13 protein-coding genes and 1 tRNA gene are annotated in these 17,934 nt (G+C 62.7%); 9 read left to right on the forward strand and 5 right to left on the reverse strand.

The window, feature by feature from the left end:
• Positions 1 to 364: 364 nt before the first annotated feature.
• Genes bcsE through bcsC form a run of 9 tightly spaced genes read left to right on the forward strand, consistent with a single transcriptional unit; the run spans position 365 to position 14,091 of the window.
• Positions 365 to 1,906: a cellulose biosynthesis protein BcsE gene (bcsE, locus tag ACODSJ_RS14250; RefSeq protein WP_489102332.1), complete on the forward strand. Its 1,542-nt coding sequence runs from the start codon at positions 365 to 367 to the stop codon at positions 1,904 to 1,906.
• Positions 1,903 to 2,106 carry a cellulose biosynthesis protein BcsF gene (gene bcsF / locus ACODSJ_RS14255; protein ID WP_489102333.1) on the forward strand — a complete coding sequence of 68 codons (204 nt, stop codon included), beginning with the start codon at positions 1,903 to 1,905 and terminating at the stop codon, positions 2,104 to 2,106. The genes bcsE and bcsF overlap by 4 nt, the downstream gene beginning before the upstream one ends.
• Positions 2,093 to 3,721, forward strand: a complete 1,629-nt coding sequence (bcsG, locus tag ACODSJ_RS14260; protein ID WP_489102334.1) for a cellulose biosynthesis protein BcsG — start codon at positions 2,093 to 2,095, stop codon at positions 3,719 to 3,721. Before bcsF ends, bcsG begins: the two co-directional genes overlap by 14 nt.
• Positions 3,691 to 3,933, forward strand: a complete 243-nt coding sequence (bcsR, locus tag ACODSJ_RS14265; protein WP_489102335.1) for a cellulose biosynthesis protein BcsR — start codon at positions 3,691 to 3,693, stop codon at positions 3,931 to 3,933. The genes bcsG and bcsR overlap by 31 nt, the downstream gene beginning before the upstream one ends.
• Positions 3,930 to 4,652, forward strand: a complete 723-nt coding sequence (bcsQ, locus tag ACODSJ_RS14270; RefSeq protein ID WP_489102336.1) for a cellulose biosynthesis protein BcsQ — start codon at positions 3,930 to 3,932, stop codon at positions 4,650 to 4,652. Before bcsR ends, bcsQ begins: the two co-directional genes overlap by 4 nt.
• Complete coding sequence (gene bcsA, locus ACODSJ_RS14275) at positions 4,649 to 7,243, forward strand: UDP-forming cellulose synthase catalytic subunit (RefSeq protein WP_489102337.1); 2,595 nt, start codon at positions 4,649 to 4,651, stop codon at positions 7,241 to 7,243. Before bcsQ ends, bcsA begins: the two co-directional genes overlap by 4 nt.
• Positions 7,240 to 9,507: a cellulose biosynthesis cyclic di-GMP-binding regulatory protein BcsB gene (bcsB, locus tag ACODSJ_RS14280; protein ID WP_489102338.1), complete on the forward strand. Its 2,268-nt coding sequence runs from the start codon at positions 7,240 to 7,242 to the stop codon at positions 9,505 to 9,507. The genes bcsA and bcsB overlap by 4 nt, the downstream gene beginning before the upstream one ends.
• Positions 9,508 to 9,511: 4 nt before the next feature.
• Entirely contained in the window at positions 9,512 to 10,627 is a 1,116-nt protein-coding gene (gene bcsZ / locus ACODSJ_RS14285; RefSeq protein WP_489102339.1) for a cellulose synthase complex periplasmic endoglucanase BcsZ, read from the forward strand.
• On the forward strand, positions 10,615 to 14,091 hold the full coding sequence (gene bcsC, locus ACODSJ_RS14290) for a cellulose synthase complex outer membrane protein BcsC (RefSeq protein ID WP_489102340.1): 3,477 nt from the start codon (positions 10,615 to 10,617) through the stop codon (positions 14,089 to 14,091). The genes bcsZ and bcsC overlap by 13 nt, the downstream gene beginning before the upstream one ends.
• A gap of 147 nt (positions 14,092 to 14,238) precedes the next feature.
• On the opposite strand, the gene ychF is transcribed toward bcsC, so the two are convergent.
• The 5 genes from ychF to ACODSJ_RS14315 form a co-directional block, all read right to left on the reverse strand.
• Entirely contained in the window at positions 14,239 to 15,339 is a 1,101-nt protein-coding gene (gene ychF / locus ACODSJ_RS14295; RefSeq protein WP_489102341.1) for a redox-regulated ATPase YchF, read from the reverse strand.
• A gap of 23 nt (positions 15,340 to 15,362) precedes the next feature.
• Positions 15,363 to 15,947: an aminoacyl-tRNA hydrolase gene (pth, locus tag ACODSJ_RS14300; protein WP_003185374.1), complete on the reverse strand. Its 585-nt coding sequence runs from the start codon at positions 15,945 to 15,947 to the stop codon at positions 15,363 to 15,365.
• Positions 15,948 to 16,113: 166 nt separating this feature from the next.
• On the reverse strand, positions 16,114 to 16,716 hold the full coding sequence (locus ACODSJ_RS14305; protein WP_489102342.1) for a 50S ribosomal protein L25/general stress protein Ctc: 603 nt from the start codon (positions 16,714 to 16,716) through the stop codon (positions 16,114 to 16,116).
• 138 nt (positions 16,717 to 16,854) lie between these two features.
• Positions 16,855 to 17,796: a ribose-phosphate pyrophosphokinase gene (locus tag ACODSJ_RS14310; RefSeq protein WP_003205529.1), complete on the reverse strand. Its 942-nt coding sequence runs from the start codon at positions 17,794 to 17,796 to the stop codon at positions 16,855 to 16,857.
• Between the two features lie 46 nt (positions 17,797 to 17,842).
• Positions 17,843 to 17,917 (reverse strand) — tRNA-Gln (locus tag ACODSJ_RS14315).
• Between the last annotated feature and the right edge of the window lie 17 nt (positions 17,918 to 17,934).

Here is a 17,934-nt window from a genome sequence, read left to right on the forward strand (position 1 = left end):
CGTTCATCTGAAATGGTTTTTTCCTACCGTTAACGGGTTATTGACACTTCTCGCCCGGCGTCATGATAATTGCGCGCCATTTCCGGGCACAGGAGCGTCCGGAAGGGTGATCGGTGAATGATCGGTGAAAGACGGCGGAAGCAGTGATTTCTCATTGCCTTCCAACGGCTCTATCGCGCATTGAAAGCTTCCAGCCCTGAGTTCCAGGGTTCGGCCCAGCCATTTTTGCTGACTTAACAGTCTCCCCCTGAGCCTGGCTCGGGGCGCTTGTGTACGTCATCAGAAAAGATCCTTCGCCAATGAGTGCCGGGGGATCCCGATCGCGCCCGCGTTGCATCCGGTTCAAAGGGAAAGGGAGTTGCATTTGAGTCAGGTCACCTTAGCCATCCGCGACCTGTGTGATGAGCAGATGTTATTGCGAAACGGCGGGCTCTATTGGGTGGCTGTGGATCAGGCACGCGATGCGGTGACCCTGGCGGCCCAGTGTCTGGCAGCGATGTCGGCCGAAGCACGGGCGACCCTGGTGTGTTGCGGACATTCAAGTCGGGGCGTGGCCCAGAAAGTGGCGGCCTGCGCCGGTCCTGGCGAGCTGGAACTGTTCGACATCGAGGCAGCCGACATCGGCCGGACTCTCAAATCGCTGGTCAACGAGCTGAGCCGTGCGGCGCCGGTGGGGGGCAGTGTCATTGTGCTCATGCTGCCGGCCAGCGCCTGGCAGAGTGAAGTCGCGCCAGAGTTGCGGCACTGCTGCCAGGCCCTTGGGCAATGGCTGGGTCGACGCCAATGCACCTTGCTGATGATCAGCCATGGCCAGGCGCCTCGACTGCATGAGCGTCTGTTGCGGCTCAACGAGACGATCTCCGGGCTCGCCCAGCTGTATCGCCGTGATGGCGGTATTCATTACCAGCTGCATTACTGGCGCAGCGAATTGGGCGTGTGCAGTGGCCAGGAGTTCGAGCTGGAGTTGCGGGCTGACGGTTTTGCCCTGACGGCCAATGAACAGAACCGCGGGCAACTCACCCACACCGACGACCAGCGTATCTACCTGACCCAGCGTTCGGTGCTCGAAGGTTCGCCGCCACTGTCGGATCAATGGCGGTTGTTCGAGAGCCGCGAGGACTTGCTCCAGCAAGCAAGCCACGCCCGCGCCGCCAGCATCATCGTAGCCATCGACAGCAACCTGCAGGTCGAAGAACTGGCCCGGCAAATCCATGCCTTGCGCGATCGTTGCGGCAGCGCACTGAAGGTCATCGTGCGTGAGATGGAGCCCTGCCTGCGTTATCGGGACGAGCGCCTGCTGCTGTCCTGCGGTGCCAACATCACGGTGCCCTATGGGACGACGCTGGGGTACTTCTTCAGCATTATCGACAGCGCCCAGGGCCAGACCTGGCGCCACAGCCGTACCACCGACTTCCAATCACTGTTCAAGCGCCTGCGCCCGCCCGCCGAGCGCGGTTTGTTGATGCCCCGGGAATTCATCGGCACGGTGGAGCGCATCTATGGTGGCGCCTCCGGTGAAATCAGCCACCAGTTGCTCAAGCTGACGCCGCGCGGGGGCCTGGACGTCGAGCAGTACCTGGATCAAATCGACCTGCGTCGTTTCGGGGACGTCGCCTGCGTGGTCGATGGGGCTTTTTACCTGTTCCTGTTTGCCTGTCGCGCGGACGGACTGGAGCCCGCATTGACGAGTATCTGCCGGTTGCCCTGGCGCGAGTTGTTCAGCGACGTCCAGATCCTCTCCGGCGTTGACGCTCTGCCGCGCGAAGCTTTCCTCACACAGGCCTCGCTGCCTTCCCGGCTCCAACGGGCAGCAGAACGTACGGCCGGTCGCCCGGCCGAAGCCCCCGAGCACAGCGGCTACTTGCCTGAACGCACCTCTCTTGCCATTGCGGATCATTGTCCATGAGTTATTCCGAACTGATCCAGGTGATCAGCCTTAGCAGCCTGTTGACCCTGGCACTGATCATGGTGCTGGCCCGGGTGGGGCGCCGCGTGCTGGATGGGGTGCAGGGCCTCTTGCCACCGCGCTACCTGAAATCGCGTGGCGGGCGTCGCCGTGCCTCTGTGGGTGATGCTGTTCAGGGCGAGCCCCATGAGCCGGCTTGAAGTCATCGGCCCAGCGCCCGTGCGCGCCTGGTCGGGCCTGGGGCCGTGGAACCTGTATTTCATTCTCAAGTTTGCGCTGCTGTGGGCGGGCTACCTGAACCTGCAGGTCTTACCCAACCTGGTGTTCGCCGCCGCCTTGCTGCTGCCGTTGCCGCATCGCTACTGGCGCGTCCTGCGCACGGTCATTGCGATTCCGTTGGGCATTGCGCTGTTTTACCAGGACACCTGGCTGCCGCCCTTCAGCCGCCTGCTGGACCAACCCGGGGTGCTGAATTTCAGCGGCGCCTACGCGATCGAACTGGCTGGCCGTTTCATCGACTGGAACCTCTGTGCGCTGCTGGCGGTGCTGGTGGTGATCTATGCGTTCGCCCGTCACTGGCTGCGCCTGACCACCCTGAGCGTACTGGGGCTGGCCTGGCTGGCCAGCGCCAATGTGCTGGCCTTGCACACCCGCGGCGAACCGGTCGCGACGTCGAGCAGTGACGCCCCCGTGGCTGCGGTGAGCTCCGCTGAGCCGGACAGCGCGACACTTGAGGCCTATCTGCAGAAGTTCTACAGCACCGAGGCCGGGCGTCAGGTGGAGTTCAGGCCGTCGACGTCTGCCGTGCAGCCCTTCGACCTGCTGCTGATCAATATCTGCTCCATGGCCTGGGATGATCTGGACGCCGTGGGCTTGCGCGATAACGCGCTGTTGCGGCAAATGGACGTGATCTTCGACAGCTTCAACTCGGCCACTGCCTACAGCGGCCCGGCGGCCATTCGCCTGTTGCGTGCCAGCTGTGGTCAGGTTCCCCACATGCAGCTCTACGGCACCGCGCCGCCGCAGTGCATGTTGATGGCCGATCTGGGCAAGCTGGGGTTTGCCAGCGAAGTGGTGCTCAACCACACCGGCCAATTCGAAGGTTTCCTTGATGAAGTTCGCGCCCAGGGCTCGTTGCCGGGGCCAGCGGTCAATACCAGTAAATTGCCGCGCACGCTGGTGGGCTTCGACGGCTCGCCGATCCTGCGCGATGGCCAGGTGTTGGACACCTGGTTGAAGCACCGGGAAACCGAAAAGAGTGATCGCGTGGCGCTGTTCTACAACACCACCACATTGCATGACGGCAACCGTGCGCTGACTCCCGATGGCGGCACCAAGAGTGCCGATTACCAACCGCGAGCCCAAGGGCTGATCGACGACCTCAGTGGCTTCATCAAGCAACTGGAGGCGAGCGGTCGCCGGGTGGTCGTGGTGATCGTGCCGGAGCATGGCGCCGCGCTGCATGGCGATCGCATGCAGATTTCCGGTATGCGCGAGATCCCGAGCCGGTCCATCACCCACGTGCCAGTCGGCATCAAATTGGTGGGCATGGGCCGTCCCCCTGAGTCCGGCCCGCTGCACATTCCCGGGCCGAGCAGTTTCCTGGCCCTGTCGGAAATCATCAGCCGCCTCTACGCCGCCCAGTCCCAGGCCGACGGCCAGGGACCCGACTGGTCGGCGTTGCTGAGCAATCTGCCGCAGACGGCGGCGGTCTCCGAGAACGCGGGCACCGTGGTGGTCGACTACGCCGGAAAACCTTACGTACGAATCAAGGAGAAAGGTGGATGGCTGCCCTACCCACAGCGCTTCAAGTGAAAGCCAGGGCGCAGTCGCGTGCGGACCGTGCCGACGACATTGCCCGTCTGAAATCGGAAATCGACTTGCCCGAACTGGACTATGTGGACATTTGCGCGCAGATCGAATTGCAGAAGACCCTGCAACGCTGGCCGCTGCTGGCGGAGGTGGAGCGCCTGCGAACGGCGGTCCTGGCACCGACGCGCAAACCCGAACGGGAGGTGCTGTCGTGAAGGCCCTGAGCCTGCGTGGCCTGCGCGGCGGCGTTGGCACCAGCTCGCTGCTGGCGGCCACGGGTCATGCGTTGCATCGTCTGGGCGAGCGTGTGCTGCTGGTCGACATGTGCCCGCAGAACCTGCTTCGGCTGCACTTCAATGTCAGGCTCAGCGAGCGCAGCGGTTGGGCGCGCGCCATGATCGACGGGGCGCACTGGAACGCCCAGGCCTGGACCGTCGAACCGGGGTTGGACGTGCTGCCTTATGGCCGGCTGAAACTGGCCGAGCAAGAACAGGTCGAGCAACACCTGCGCCAGGCGCCGGAGCTGTGGGGGCGCCGGCAGGCCAGCCTGGCCGGGCAGTTCGACTGGATCCTGTTCGATGTGCCGTTGCGCCTGCCCGGCCATTCCCGTGTCGGGCCCTGTGCGTTGCGCCTGCAGGTCGTCGAGGCGGACGCCGCTTGCCATGTGCTGTTGCAACAGGAAGAAGACCCCAGCGAGTGTCTGCTGATCAACCGCTTCGACCCGGTCAGCCAATTGCAGCGCGACTTGCTATTGATCTGGCGAAAACAATATGGCGCGCGCCTGTTGCCGCTCAACGTGCATCAGGATGAAGCCGTGCACGAAGCCTTGGCCTTCAAGCAGCCGGTGGGCGCTTATGCCCCGGCCAGCCTGGCTGCCCAGGATGTATTGAGCCTGGCCACCTGGTGCCTGGCCCGACGCCTGGAGACGGCATGATCGCCCGCGTTTTTCCCTATGCCCGCTTGTATCGGCGCTATGACTGTGGGTGGCCGGTCGCGCTGCTGCTGGCGACGTTGAATGCCCTGGCGTGGCTGTTCCTTCGTCTGGAGTCGCCGAACTGGCGCCATGTGCTCGATCAGCCCGAGCGCTGGTACCCGCAATTGGCCAAGCGATCACCCCGGTTGGGCGACCCGCTGCGCTATACAGTGCAAAGCCTCTGGCTGCTGCTGGTTCGTCCGGCGACGCAACGGCCGCGAACACGGGCGACCCCAGCCTGGCTCAAGGCTGTCGGCGGGCAGTGCCAACGCCTGTGGGCGCAGGTTGGCCAGGCGCTGGAAGCGTTGCCTCGGCGCGCCTGGACCAGCCAGCAGGCTCGCCAGAGCAGCCATTGGTGGAAAGGCCTGGACCGTCGCCACCAGCGGCTGGTCAACGCGGCGCTTGGATGTGTCGCATTCGTCCTGACGCTGCTGTGCATCACCGAGCCTTTCAGTTACTCGGCCCAACTGGTCTTCGTCCTGCTGCTGTGGGGCCTGGCCATGTTGGTGCGGCGGGTTCCGGGGCGCTTTTCGACACTGCTGATGGTGGTATTGTCGGTCATCGTCTCGTGCCGTTACCTGTGGTGGCGCTACACCTCCACCCTGGACTGGAGCCAACCGCTGGACCTGGCGTGCGGGATAATCCTGCTGATGGCCGAAACCTATTCGTGGGTGGTGCTGATCCTTGGCTACATCCAGACCTGCTGGCCCTTGGGCCGCAAGCCGGCGCCGCTGCCACGCGACACGCGCCTGTGGCCCAGCGTCGACCTGTTGATCCCGACCTACAACGAAGACCTGTCCATCGTGCGGGGCACGGTGTATGCGGCCATGGGTATCGACTGGCCGGCCGACAAGCTGAACATCTACATTCTCGACGACGGCAAGCGCGAGAGTTTCCGCCAGTTCGCCGCGCAAGTCGGGGTGGGCTATATCACCCGCAACGACAATCGTCACGCCAAGGCCGGTAACCTCAACCACGCGCTAACGCTGCTCGACAGCGAGCTGATCGCGATCTTCGATTGCGACCACGTACCCGTGCGCTCCTTCCTGCAAATGACCACGGGCGGTTTCTTGCGTGATCCGAAACTGGCGCTGGTACAGACCCCACACCACTTCCTGTCGCCGGACCCCTTCGAGCGCAACCTCAATGTGTTCCGCGAGCGTCCCAACGAAGGCGAGCTGTTCTACGGGATGGTCCAGGACGGCAACGACATGTGGAACGCCGCTTTCTTTTGCGGCTCGTGCGCGGTGCTGCGCCGCGCGGCGGTACTGGCGATCGGCGGGTTTGCCGTCGAGACCGTCACCGAAGACGCCCACACGGCGCTGCGCCTGCACCGCAACGGCTGGAACTCGGCCTACATCAAGATACCGCAGGCCGCCGGCCTGGCCACCGAGAGCCTGTCGGCGCACGTCGGCCAGCGCATTCGCTGGGCCCGTGGCATGGCACAGATATTCCGCACCGATAACCCCTTGCTCGGAAAGGGCCTGACCTTCTTCCAGCGCATCTGCTACGCCAACGCGATGATGCATTTCCTGGCCGGTCTGCCGCGCTTGGTGTTCCTCACGGCGCCGCTGGCATTTCTATTCCTGCATGCCTACATCATCCACGCTCCGGCGCTGATGATCCTGCTGTATGTACTGCCGCACATGATCCACGCCAGCCTGACCAACTCGCGCATGCAGGGCGCCTATCGCCAGACGTTCTGGGGCGAGGTGTACGAGACCGTGCTGGCCTGGTACATCGCACGTCCCACCACCGTGGCCCTGTTGAACCCCGGCAAGGGCAAGTTCAACGTCACCGCCAAGGGCGGCCTGATGGAGCGCAACCAGTTCGACTGGCGAATCGCCCAGCCTTACCTGCTGCTGGCGTTGCTGAACCTTGCGGGCCTGGGTTTTGCCATCTGGCGTCTGCTCTGCGGGCCCGACAACGAGATCGCCACCGTGCTGGTGAGCATTCTCTGGGTGATTTACAACCTGCTGATCATCGGGGCCGCCGTGGCGGTCGCCGCTGAAGTGCGCCAGGTTCGCCAGACCCACCGTGTGCACGCCAAGCTGCCCGCTGCGGTGCGCCTGGAGAGTGGTCACTCTTATCCCGGCACATTGCAGGACTATTCCGACGGTGGCGTGGGCATCCAGCTCGACACCGCGCTGTCGCTGCCGTTGGGTGGGCGCATTTCGCTGATGATGCAGCGTGGCGATCGTGAGTTCCTGTTCCCGGGCCACATCTGCCGCAGCCACCAGAATTTCATCGGCATCAGCTTCACCGGCCTGAGCACGCAACAGAAGATCGATTTTGTGCAGTGCACCTTCGCTCGTGCCGACGCCTGGCTCAACTGGGGCGAGAACTTTGCCCCGGACCGGCCGCTGCACAGCTTCGTGGACATCCTCAAGCTCGGCGTCGTCGGTTACTACCGCCTTTACGAATACCTGCCGGCCTGGGTCCATCGCATCGTCGGTCCGTCGTTGCGCCTGTCGCGCGGGTTGCTCAGCTTCCTGCCGCGCATGCCGGCAGCTTCCCCTTTCTCCCATTCCCGATCAGTGAGCGCACTATGAGCGGCTTTTTCAACAAACACCTTGTTGCCGGCCTGGCGCTCCTGACCGTGGACTGCGCCAAGGCCGTCACCGCGCCAGCGGTGGTCAGCAACCTGCCGGCCTGGACCACCGCCTACAGCTTTGAACAGCTGGGGCGTCCAGCCGACAGCCTGTTGCTGGGTATCCGCAACAGTGACCAGATCGAGTTCAGCCTGCGCCGCGACCGCATCGCCAGCGACGCGAAACTGCAGTTGGAATACACCCCTTCGCCTTCACTGTTGCCACAGACCTCGCACCTGCGCGTGTACCTCAACGATGTGTTGATGAGCGTCGTGCCAATCGACAAAGATCAGTTGGGCAAGAAGGTCACCCAAACGGTGGCCTTGGACCCGCGCCTGATCTCCGACTTCAACCGTGTACGCCTGGAGTTCGTCGGCCACTACAGCGATCTCTGCGAGGATCCGGCCAACAGCACGTTATGGTTGAACGTGGGGCGCGGCAGCCAGATCCAGGTGCAGGAGCAACCCCTGACGCTCAAGAACGACCTGGCCTACTTTCCGATGCCTTTTTTCGACACTCGGGGGCAGGGCAAGTCAGTTGTCCAACTGGTCTTTGCCAACGCACCGACGCTGGGCGAGCAACGTGCGGCGGGTATCCTGGCGTCCTACTTCGGCAGCCAGGCCGGTTGGCGTGGCGTGCAGTTCCCGGTGCTGTTCGACCAACTGCCGCCCGCCGATGAACAGCATCGCGCCAAGCCGGCTGTTGTCTTCGCGACCAACGATCATCGCCCGTCCTTCCTGGCCGACCTGGACAAGTTTCCGGCGGTGGATGCGCCCGTGGTCCAAATGATCGATAACCCCCAGGACCCGTACAGCAAGGTGTTGCTGGTGCTGGGCCGCAACGACGAAGACCTGGCGGTGGCCGCCCGCGCCCTGGCCCTGGGCGGGGACTTGTTCCGTGGTTCGCGGGTGACCGTCAACCAGGTCCGGACGCTTAAGCCTCGGGTGCCTTATGATGCACCGAACTGGGTGCGTACGGACCGCGTGGTACGCTTCGCCGAGTTGATCAAGTACCCCGAGCAGCTCCAGGCCGCCGGTCTGCAACCCCGCCCGATTACCGTGGACGTGAATCTGCCGCCGGACCTGTTCGTCTGGCGCAACCAAGGGATCGCACTGCAAACCCGGCTCCGATACACGCCACCGTCGGTCAACGACGAGTCGCGCTTGGCTGTCAGCCTGAACAACCAGTTCATCACCAGCCTGGCGCTGCAAAACAAGACCGGCAGCCGTCTGGAAGAGCTGCGCCTGGCGGTGCTGTCCAACGAACCGGCGGACCTCAACGAAAAACTACGGGTGCCGGCGCTGAAGATGGGCGACCGTAACACCCTGCGGTTTGACTTCAATTTCGCCAGCACCTTCAGCAGTGCCCAGCGCGACCGTTGCCAGACGTCGCTGCCGGTGAACAATCAGGCGGTGATCGATGAAGAGTCGACGATCGACCTGTCCGGTTTCCATCACTACATCGCCATGCCCGACCTGCGCGCCTTTGCCCGTAGCGGTTTTCCGTACAGCCGCATGGCCGATCTGTCGGAAACCCTGGTGATGGTCCCGACGTATAGCCTTCCTGTGCAACTGAGCACCCTGTTCGAGACCCTCGCCGGCCTCTCCGCGCGCTCCGGGCTGCCGGCGTTCGGCCTGCGGCTGTCGGACAATTGGGAGGACGCGAAGGCGGATGTCGACCTGCTCGTGTTCGGCGCCATGACGCCGGGCGTGGGCGAGGGGGCTGATGCCAAGCTTGTGCTGGACCGGACCCGCGACTGGCTGCTGAAACCTTCCCATGACCAGCGTGGCAAGTCCGCTCGAACCGGCCAGTTCAGCGATGAACGCGACCAGGGCGCCCACCGTGTCGACGTCAGCGCCCAGGGACCGATTGCCGCCATCGTCGGCTTGCAGTCCCCGTATCACCCGCAGCGCAGCGTGGTGGCCTTGCTGGGCAGCGATGACGCCGACTACCAACTGCTGCGCGACACCTTGGGCGACAGCGGCAAAATGGACGCCGTTGCCGGCTCCGTGGTGCTGATCCGCAGCAGCGGCGTAGGCAGCAGTTGGGTGGGCGAGCAGTACTTCGTGGGGCGCCTTCCGTGGTGGTTGCTGCTCTGGTACCAGTTATCCGAGCACCCGGTCCTGTTGGCGGCCCTGGCCTCCACCAGTGTATTGCTCACGGCCTTCCTGCTGTGGCGCGCCCTGCGCTGGGCCGCCCGTCGTCGACTGGCTGGCCAGGAGTAATCGGGTGAAAGCTGTCGTTGCGCTGTTGTTGGCCGGGGTCTTTGCGACGCCGGATTTCGCCGAGGCTGCCCCGTGCGCCTGGCCGGCCTGGCAGAATTATCGCCAGGCCATGCTCAGTCCGGACGGACGGGTCATCGATCGCTCCTCGGAGCAGTTGATCTCCACGTCCGAAGGGCAGGCCTACGGGCTGTTTTTCGCCCTGCTGGGTAATGACCGCGAGAGCTTCGCCAAGGTGCTGCGCTGGACCCAGGACAACCTGGCCGGCGGGGACCTTGGCCGGCAACTTCCGGCATGGCTGTGGGGCCGCGACAAAGAGGGCCGCTGGCAAGTGCTCGATGGCAACAACGCCAGCGATGCCGACTTGTTCATTGCCTATAGCCTGCTCGAAGCCGGACGCCTATGGCATCAACCGGCTTATCAGGCTCTGGGCCGTCACCTGCTCTGGCGCAGTGCCGCGCAAAGTCTGCGCAAGCTGCCGGGGCTGGGCCTGATGTTGTTGCCCGGCGATGTCGGGTTCGACAACGTCGGGGATTGGCGCCTGAATGCCAGCTACCTGCCGCCGCAATTGCTGGCACGCTTCGGCCAGGAAGCATCGATCTGGGAGGAGCTGGCCGTCAACACCCGGCGCCTGTTGATCGAAAGTTCGCCCAAGGGCCTGGCGTCCGACTGGCAACGCTGGAGCGCCGGACAGGGTTGGGCGGTGGACAGCCAGAAGGGCAGCGTCGGCAGTTATGACGCCATTCGCGTCTATCTCTGGACGGGCATGCTCGCCAAGGACGCACCGGGTCGCGCCGGGCTGATCGAACACTTCAAGCCCATGGTCGATCTGACGGCGCGGCTGGGTCATGTGCCGGAAACGGTCGACAGCGCCACCGGCCTCGACAAGGGCACTGGCCCGGTCGGCTTCAGCGCCGCGCTACTGCCCCTGCTGGCCGCGAGCCCGGGCAGGGCGGGAGCCCTTGAGGCCCAGCGCCAACGCCTGCGACAACAGCCAGCCTTGGCGGATGATTATTACAATCAGGCGCTGACGCTGTTCGGCCAGGGCTGGGACCAACAACGTTATCGCTTCGAAAAAGACGGACGCCTCGTGCCTGACTGGACTGCCGCATGCGCAAAATAAACGGTTTTGCGTTGTTGCTCAGCGGCATGTGTGGGGGCGCCCTGGCTCAGCCTGTGAGTCCGCCCGACCAGCAGCAATGGCTGCTGGAGCAGATCCGCAGAGGTGAAGCCCTGCATCGCGAAGACTTGGTGCGTGACTCGCTGGCGCGCCTGGAGCTGATCGCTCCGGACAATCCGCAGGTGAAAGTCATCGAAGTCCGCCAGGCATTGCTGCAAAAGAATCGGCCACAAGCCGAGCGGTTGGTCGCCCAACTGCGCGAGCAGGCGCCTGGCACGGCGGTCCTGCGCCAAGCCGAAAGCTTGCTGAAGATGCACAGCAGCGAGGGCCAGAAAGCCCTGCAAGAGGCGCACTTGCTGGTGACCGCCGGCCGTTCGGAAGACGCCGCCCAGGCCTACCTGCAATTGTTTGGCGAGGACCTGCCGGACTTTGCCACCACCCTGGAATACCTGGGCGTGCGCAGCGGCATCAAGGGACAGCGCCCGCGCGTGATCGAGCAGCTGCGCGAGCTGGACCAGCAGTACCCCGGCAACGCCTCGCTGCGCCAGACCCTGGCCGGCCTGCTCTTTGCCGAAAAACGCGACGCGCAGGCACTGGATGTCCTGCATCAACTGGCCAGCGATCCAAGCACCGGCAACCACGCCGCCGAACGCGAATACAACTATTTGCTTAAACAGCCGATAGGGCCCGAAACCGCAAAGGCTTGGCGCACGTTCCTGAAGTTCTACCCGTACACCAGCTTTCGCGTCGATGCGAGCCGGCAGTTGCAAGAGCAGGAGCAATACTTGGCTGACCCTGCCTGGCAGGCGGGTGTCAAAGGCAAAGCGTTGATCGAGGCCGGTGACAACGTTGGTGCCGAAACCCAGCTGCGTCGGGCGCTCAAGCGTTATCCGCAGGACTCCAACCTGCTCGGCTCCCTGGGTATTTCGCTGATGCGCCAGAATAGGCACGAAGCGGCGTACAACACCTTCGTCCGCGCCTCGGCCATCGAGCAGGACACCGACTGGATGACCAAATGGCAAGACCTCAAGAGCGCCAACCACCAGTGGATGTTGCTGCAAAAAGCCGATGAAGCGCTGGAACGCAAGGATTACCCGGTCGCGAAAAAATTCTACCAGCAGGCGCGCCAGGCCCAGCCGAAGGACTCTGCGCCGCTGATTGGCTTGTCCTACGTGGCCCGCGGCGAGTCCGCGGACATCACCGCTGAAGCCCTGTTGGTGCAAGCGCGCAAGCTCGATCCGAACAACGAGAGCGTGGTGCGCGCCATGGTCCGCTTGTTCCAGTCGCAATCACCGGCAAAGGCCGAGCGTTACCTCGACAGCCTGACGCCCAAGGAACAGGCGGGATTCCAGAACGTGCGCCGGAGCCTGGCGCTGGAGCGCCTCAATACCCAGGCCGATGGTGCTACTCGACGCAGCGATTGGGCCCAGGTGGCAACTGTCTTGAACGAAGCCCGAGTGTTGGACCCGGACAATCCCTGGCTGGTGTATCGCCTGGCCAATGCCCGGCGTGAACAGGGCCTTGATGTTGAGGCCGACCGCGACTTCAACCTGCTGCTGCAACGCCAGGGCCAGGACACCGAGGCGCGCTATACCCACGGCCTGTTCCTCGCCAATGGGGGGCGTGACAGTGCGGCGATGGACAGCTTGCAACAGATTCCCCGCGCCCTTTGGAACGACAACATGAACGCGTTGTGGGCGAGCCTGCAACGCCGCCAGGTGCTCGCCCAAGCACGGACACTGCGTGATGAAGGTCATGAGGCCCAGGCCGAAGCGCTGCTGCTGGATGTACCGACCCCTGACGATTACCTGACCCTGGCTGACTGGGCCCGGCAGCGCGGCGATCTGTTAAAGGCCGAGAGTCGCTACCGCAAGGTGCTGGTCAGCGAACCGAAAAATGCCGAAGCGCAACTGGGCCTGAGTGAAGTGCTGATCGAACGCGGTCGTTCGAATGCGGCCAAGGCCAGCCTGATAGCAGTGAGCGTGCCAGTACCGGCCGAAGCTTCGTTCCAGCGTCGGCTGGCCAATGCCTGGGCGACGCTAGGCGACAAGGCCCGCGCCAACGCGCTGTTCGAGCAGTTGCTCAAGACCCCGCAAAGCGATCCGCTGGTGCATCGGGATGCGGCGCGCCTGTTGTCTTGGCAGGCACCGCAGCTCGCGTTGGATCATTACGCGCGCGGCATGGGCGCAGCCGGGATGATCGAACCGCAACAGGCTGAACCGCGCGACAACCGCGCCATGACCCGGGCAAGCCGCGCCAGGGACAGTGATGACTGGTTGCAGCGCAGCATCCGCAGCGACGTCGACGAGCTGTACCAGAAGCAGAACCCGACGGTGAACCTGTACCACGACATTGCCTGGCGCACCGACAACAGTTCATCGGGGATTTCGGACCTGACCACTCAGACCACCATCCTGCGCATCGACGCGCCGGTGGCGCAGGGGCAGGGTTTCGTCCAGGCCGAAAACATCAACCTGGATGTCAGCAGTTTCTCCAGTACCGACCAGTTCGGCTTGTGCGCGGTGGTGCAAGGGGGATGTACCGGCGATTCACGAAGCGTGCGCGGCACGCAACTGGGCATGGGCTGGCGCGATGAACGCTGGGACTTCGACCTTGGCCATACGCCACAGGAATTCACGGTGTCGAACTGGGTGGGCGGGGTCACGTATGGCGATGACTGGAACGAGCTGGGTTACCGCCTGACGGTCTCGCGGCGGCCGCTGACCAACTCGCTGGTGTCCTATGCCGGTGCGGTCGATCCGGTTACGGGCACCCAGTGGGGCGGCGTCACCGCCAACGGCTTCACCCTCGGCCTGAGCCATGACACAGGCAGCAAGGACGGTGTGTGGGCGAGCCTGAGCAACCATTGGCTGCTGGGTGAGAACACGGAGAGCAACCAGCGGCGCATGGCCATGGCTGGCTATTATTATCGCCTGGTGGAGCGCGCCGACGAGCGCCTGCGCACCGGTCTGACGCTGATGTACATGGGCTACGACAAGGACCTCAGCGAATCGACCCTGGGCCAGGGCGGCTACTACAGTCCGCAACAGTACTATTCGGTCAGCGTGCCGGTGAACTATGCCTGGCGCAACGCTGACTGGTCGGCCTTGCTCGAAAGCGCGGTGGGCTGGTCGTTCGCAAAAATCGACGGCACGGACCTTTACCCCAAGGACCCTCGTGAAGCCGACCTGCAAGATGTTCTGGCACAGTCGAACCGAACCTTGGTGGACAGCCCATCCCTGACCAAGCGTGGGAGCAGCAGCAATGGCATCAACTTTCGCGTCCAGGGCCTGGTAGAACGACGTCTTTCCGACAACCTGGTGCTAGGCACCGGCATCACCTGGCAACGCAGCGAAGGCTACGCGCCGAGCCGCGCCTTGCTGTACTTGCGCTACACCTTCGACCCTTGGCAAGGCAACCTGCCGCTGCCGGTGGAGCCGATCTTGCCGTATGCGGACCTGCGTTAGAGAGGGCGTTGCCCGCGTTTTTTTGCCTGTGCGGGACGGTTCTTTCGTCCAAACGATAGAAACGCAAAAGCCCCGAAAATTCGGGGCTTTTGCGTATTTTCAGGAGCCCGAGGCCATCCTCGGGACTCTCGAAAGGCTATCTGCGAATCAGACGTTGAAGCGGAAGTGCATCACGTCGCCGTCCTTGACGATGTATTCCTTGCCTTCCAGGCGCCATTTACCGGCTTCCTTGGCACCGGCTTCACCCTTGAACTGGATGAAGTCGTTGTAGGCGATGACTTCGGCGCGGATGAAGCCTTTCTCGAAGTCGGTGTGGATCACGCCAGCGGCTTGTGGTGCAGTGGCGCCGACGCGGACGGTCCAGGCGCGGACCTCTTCGACACCGGCGGTGAAGTAGGTCTGCAGGTGCAGCATCTCGTAGCCGGCGCGGATCACGCGGTTCAGGCCAGGCTCTTCGAGGCCCAGGGCTTCGAGGAACATGTCTTTCTCTTCGCCGTCATCGAGTTCGGCGATTTCCGCTTCGATCTTGTTGCACACCGGTACAACCACGGCGCCTTCTTCTTCGGCGATGGCCTTGACCACGTCCAGGTGCGGGTTGTTCTCGAAGCCGTCTTCAGCCACGTTGGCGATGTACATGACCGGCTTGGTGGTCAGCAGGTGGAAGCCCTTGATCACCGCTTTTTCGTCGGTGCCCATGTTCTTCATCAGGCTGCGCGCTGGCTTGCCTTCGGTGAAGTGAGCGATCAGCTGCTCCAGCAGGCCTTTCTGGACCACTGCGTCCTTGTCACCGCCCTTGGCGTTGCGCGCGACTTTCTGCAGTTGTTTCTCGCAGCTGTCGAGGTCGGCGAAGATCAGTTCCAGGTCGATGATCTCGATGTCACGTTTCGGGTCGACGCTGTTGGAGACGTGAATCACGTTCTCGTCTTCGAAGCAGCGCACCACGTGGGCGATGGCATCGGTTTCGCGGATGTTGGCCAGAAACTTGTTGCCCAGGCCTTCACCTTTCGAGGCGCCGGCCACCAGGCCTGCGATGTCGACGAATTCCATGGTGGTCGGCAGGATGCGCTTGGGATTGACGATGAGTGCCAGTGCATCCAGGCGCGCGTCCGGCATCGGCACGATGCCGCTGTTCGGCTCGATGGTGCAGAAGGGGAAGTTCTCGGCCGCGATACCGGATTTGGTCAGGGCGTTGAACAGGGTGGACTTGCCGACGTTAGGCAGGCCGACGATGCCGCAATTGAATCCCATGGTGTTTCCCCTAGGAGTTAGAGTCAGGCCTTCTGGCTGTGCAGGTTTTTCATCGCACGGTTCCATTCACCGGCGAGGATATCCGGCAGCACGCCGAGGGCAAAGTCGATGCTGGCATCGAGTTTTTCCTGTTCGGCGCGAGGCGCGCGACCCAGGACAAAGTTTGAAACCATGCTGGCAACGCCTGGATGGCCGATGCCAAGTCGCAGGCGGTGAAAGGTGTTCTGGTTGCCCAGCTGCGCAATGATGTCGCGCAGCCCGTTGTGACCGCCATGGCCGCCGCCCTGCTTGAGCTTGGCAACGCCCGGAGGCAGGTCGAGTTCGTCGTGGGCCACCAGGATTTCTTCAGGCTTGATGCGAAAGAAACCCGCCAATGCCGCCACGGCCTGGCCGCTGCGGTTCATGTAGGTGGTGGGGATCAACAGACGAACATCCTGACCCTGGTGCGAGAAGCGCCCGGTCAGGCCAAAATATTTGCGATCGGCTGCCAGGCTGACGCCTTGTGCATGCGCGATGCGCTCAACAAAAAGGGCCCCTGCGTTATGCCGGGTCTGTTCGTATTCAGCGCCTGGATTTCCCAGGCCAACGATCAGTTTAATGGCAGTCACGATAGGGGCCCTTCCTGGAGTGTGGATAACAAGGTCGCAATCTGGTGGTTCTGCGACAGTGGACGAAAATGGCGAATCTACCGTTAAGTAAACTTCGCGTTCTCGCCCGCTGTTTCGCTACGTTCCAGTCCGCGATGTTTCCGGTCACTCCGGCGACAGAGTGAAATTACTCTGCTGCGCCTTCTTCGGCAGCTTCTGGAGCAACACGTGGAGCGTGGACGTTGGCAACAGCCTTGTCATCGCCGTGCGCCAGGGCAACGAACTCAACGCCTTTAGGGGCCTTGAGGTTGGACAGGTGAATGATCGTGCCGATTTCGGCGTCAGCCAGGTCGACTTCGATGAATTCAGGCAGGTCTTTCGGCAGGCAGGTGATTTCCAGTTCGGAAGTCACGTGCGAGATTTCGCCGCCTTTCTTGATTGGAGCAGCTTCGTTGATGAAGTGCACTGGAACGGTAGCGGTCAGTTTCTGGCCAGCCACGACGCGAATGAAGTCAGCGTGCATGATGAACTGCTTGGCCGGGTGACGCTGCATCGCTTTAACGATGACGTTCTGCTTCTTGCCATCAACGTTCAGCTCGATCACGTGGCTGAAAGCAGCCTCGTCTTCGAACAGCTTGGCCACTTCTTTGGCCAGCATGGTGATGGACTCAGGGGCCTTGTCGCCACCGTATACAACGGCAGGAACTTGGCTGGCGAGACGACGCAGGCGGCGGCTCGCACCTTTCCCCAGGTCGGTACGCGCTTGGGCGTTCAGGGTGAAATCAGTCATTTTGTATCTCCAAAATAGCCATGCCGGGTGACGTCTGCGACCGACATCAAAGCGGCATGGGCAAAAAAGCCCCGCCCCAACATGAGTGTTGGGGCGGGGCGCGTTTCGTCAGCGGGATATCATCGCAGGGCAGAGCCCTTAGCGGAACATCGCACTGATCGATTCTTCATTGCTGATGCGGCGAACCGCCTCGGCAACCACCGGCGCGATATCCAGTTGGCGGATACGCACGCAGGCTTGTGCTGCAGCGGACAGCGGGATGGTGTTGGTCACCACCAGCTCGTCCAGCACGGAATTTTCAATGTTTTCGATCGCTCGACCCGACAGCACAGGGTGTGTGCAGTAGGCAAAGACCTTGGCTGCGCCATGCTCTTTCAGGGCCTTGGCCGCGTGGCACAGGGTGCCGGCGGTATCGACCATGTCATCGACCAGAATGCAGGTACGCCCTTCGACGTCACCGATGATATGCATCACTTCGGAGTGATTGGCTTTCTCACGGCGTTTGTCGATGATACCCAGATCCACGCCCAGGGATTTGGCAACAGCCCGTGCACGCACGACGCCGCCAATGTCCGGGGACACGATCATCAGGTTTTCGAAGCGCTGGTCTTCGATATCGTCCACCAGAACGGGGGAGCCGTAGATGTTGTCCACGGGGATATCGAAGAAACCCTGAATCTGGTCAGCATGCAGGTCAACCGTGAGAACACGGTCGATGCCGACTACGGTCAGCATATCAGCCACGACTTTCGCGCTGATTGCCACACGTGCGGAACGCGGACGGCGATCCTGACGGGCATAACCAAAGTAAGGAATAACAGCAGTGATACGAGTAGCCGAGGAACGGCGGAAGGCATCAGCCATCACGACGAGTTCCATCAGGTTATCGTTGGTCGGAGCGCAAGTCGGCTGAATAATGAAGACGTCTTTACCGCGAACGTTTTCATTGATCTCGGCAGTGATTTCGCCGTCGGAGAACTTACCGACAGAAATGTCACCGAGAGGGATATGCAGCTGACGTACGACACGCCGAGCCAGATCGGGGTTAGCGTTCCCCGTAAAGACCATCATCTTGGACACGCGCAGTACCTGAAGGCTGAGGGTAACCTGGATGAGTATAGGAAAATGGCAGGGGCGGCTGGATTCGAACCAACGCATGGCAGGATCAAAACCTGCTGCCTTACCGCTTGGCGACGCCCCTGTATCTGTTGCTGCGAG

Source organism: Pseudomonas sp. FG6 (genome assembly GCF_057809015.1).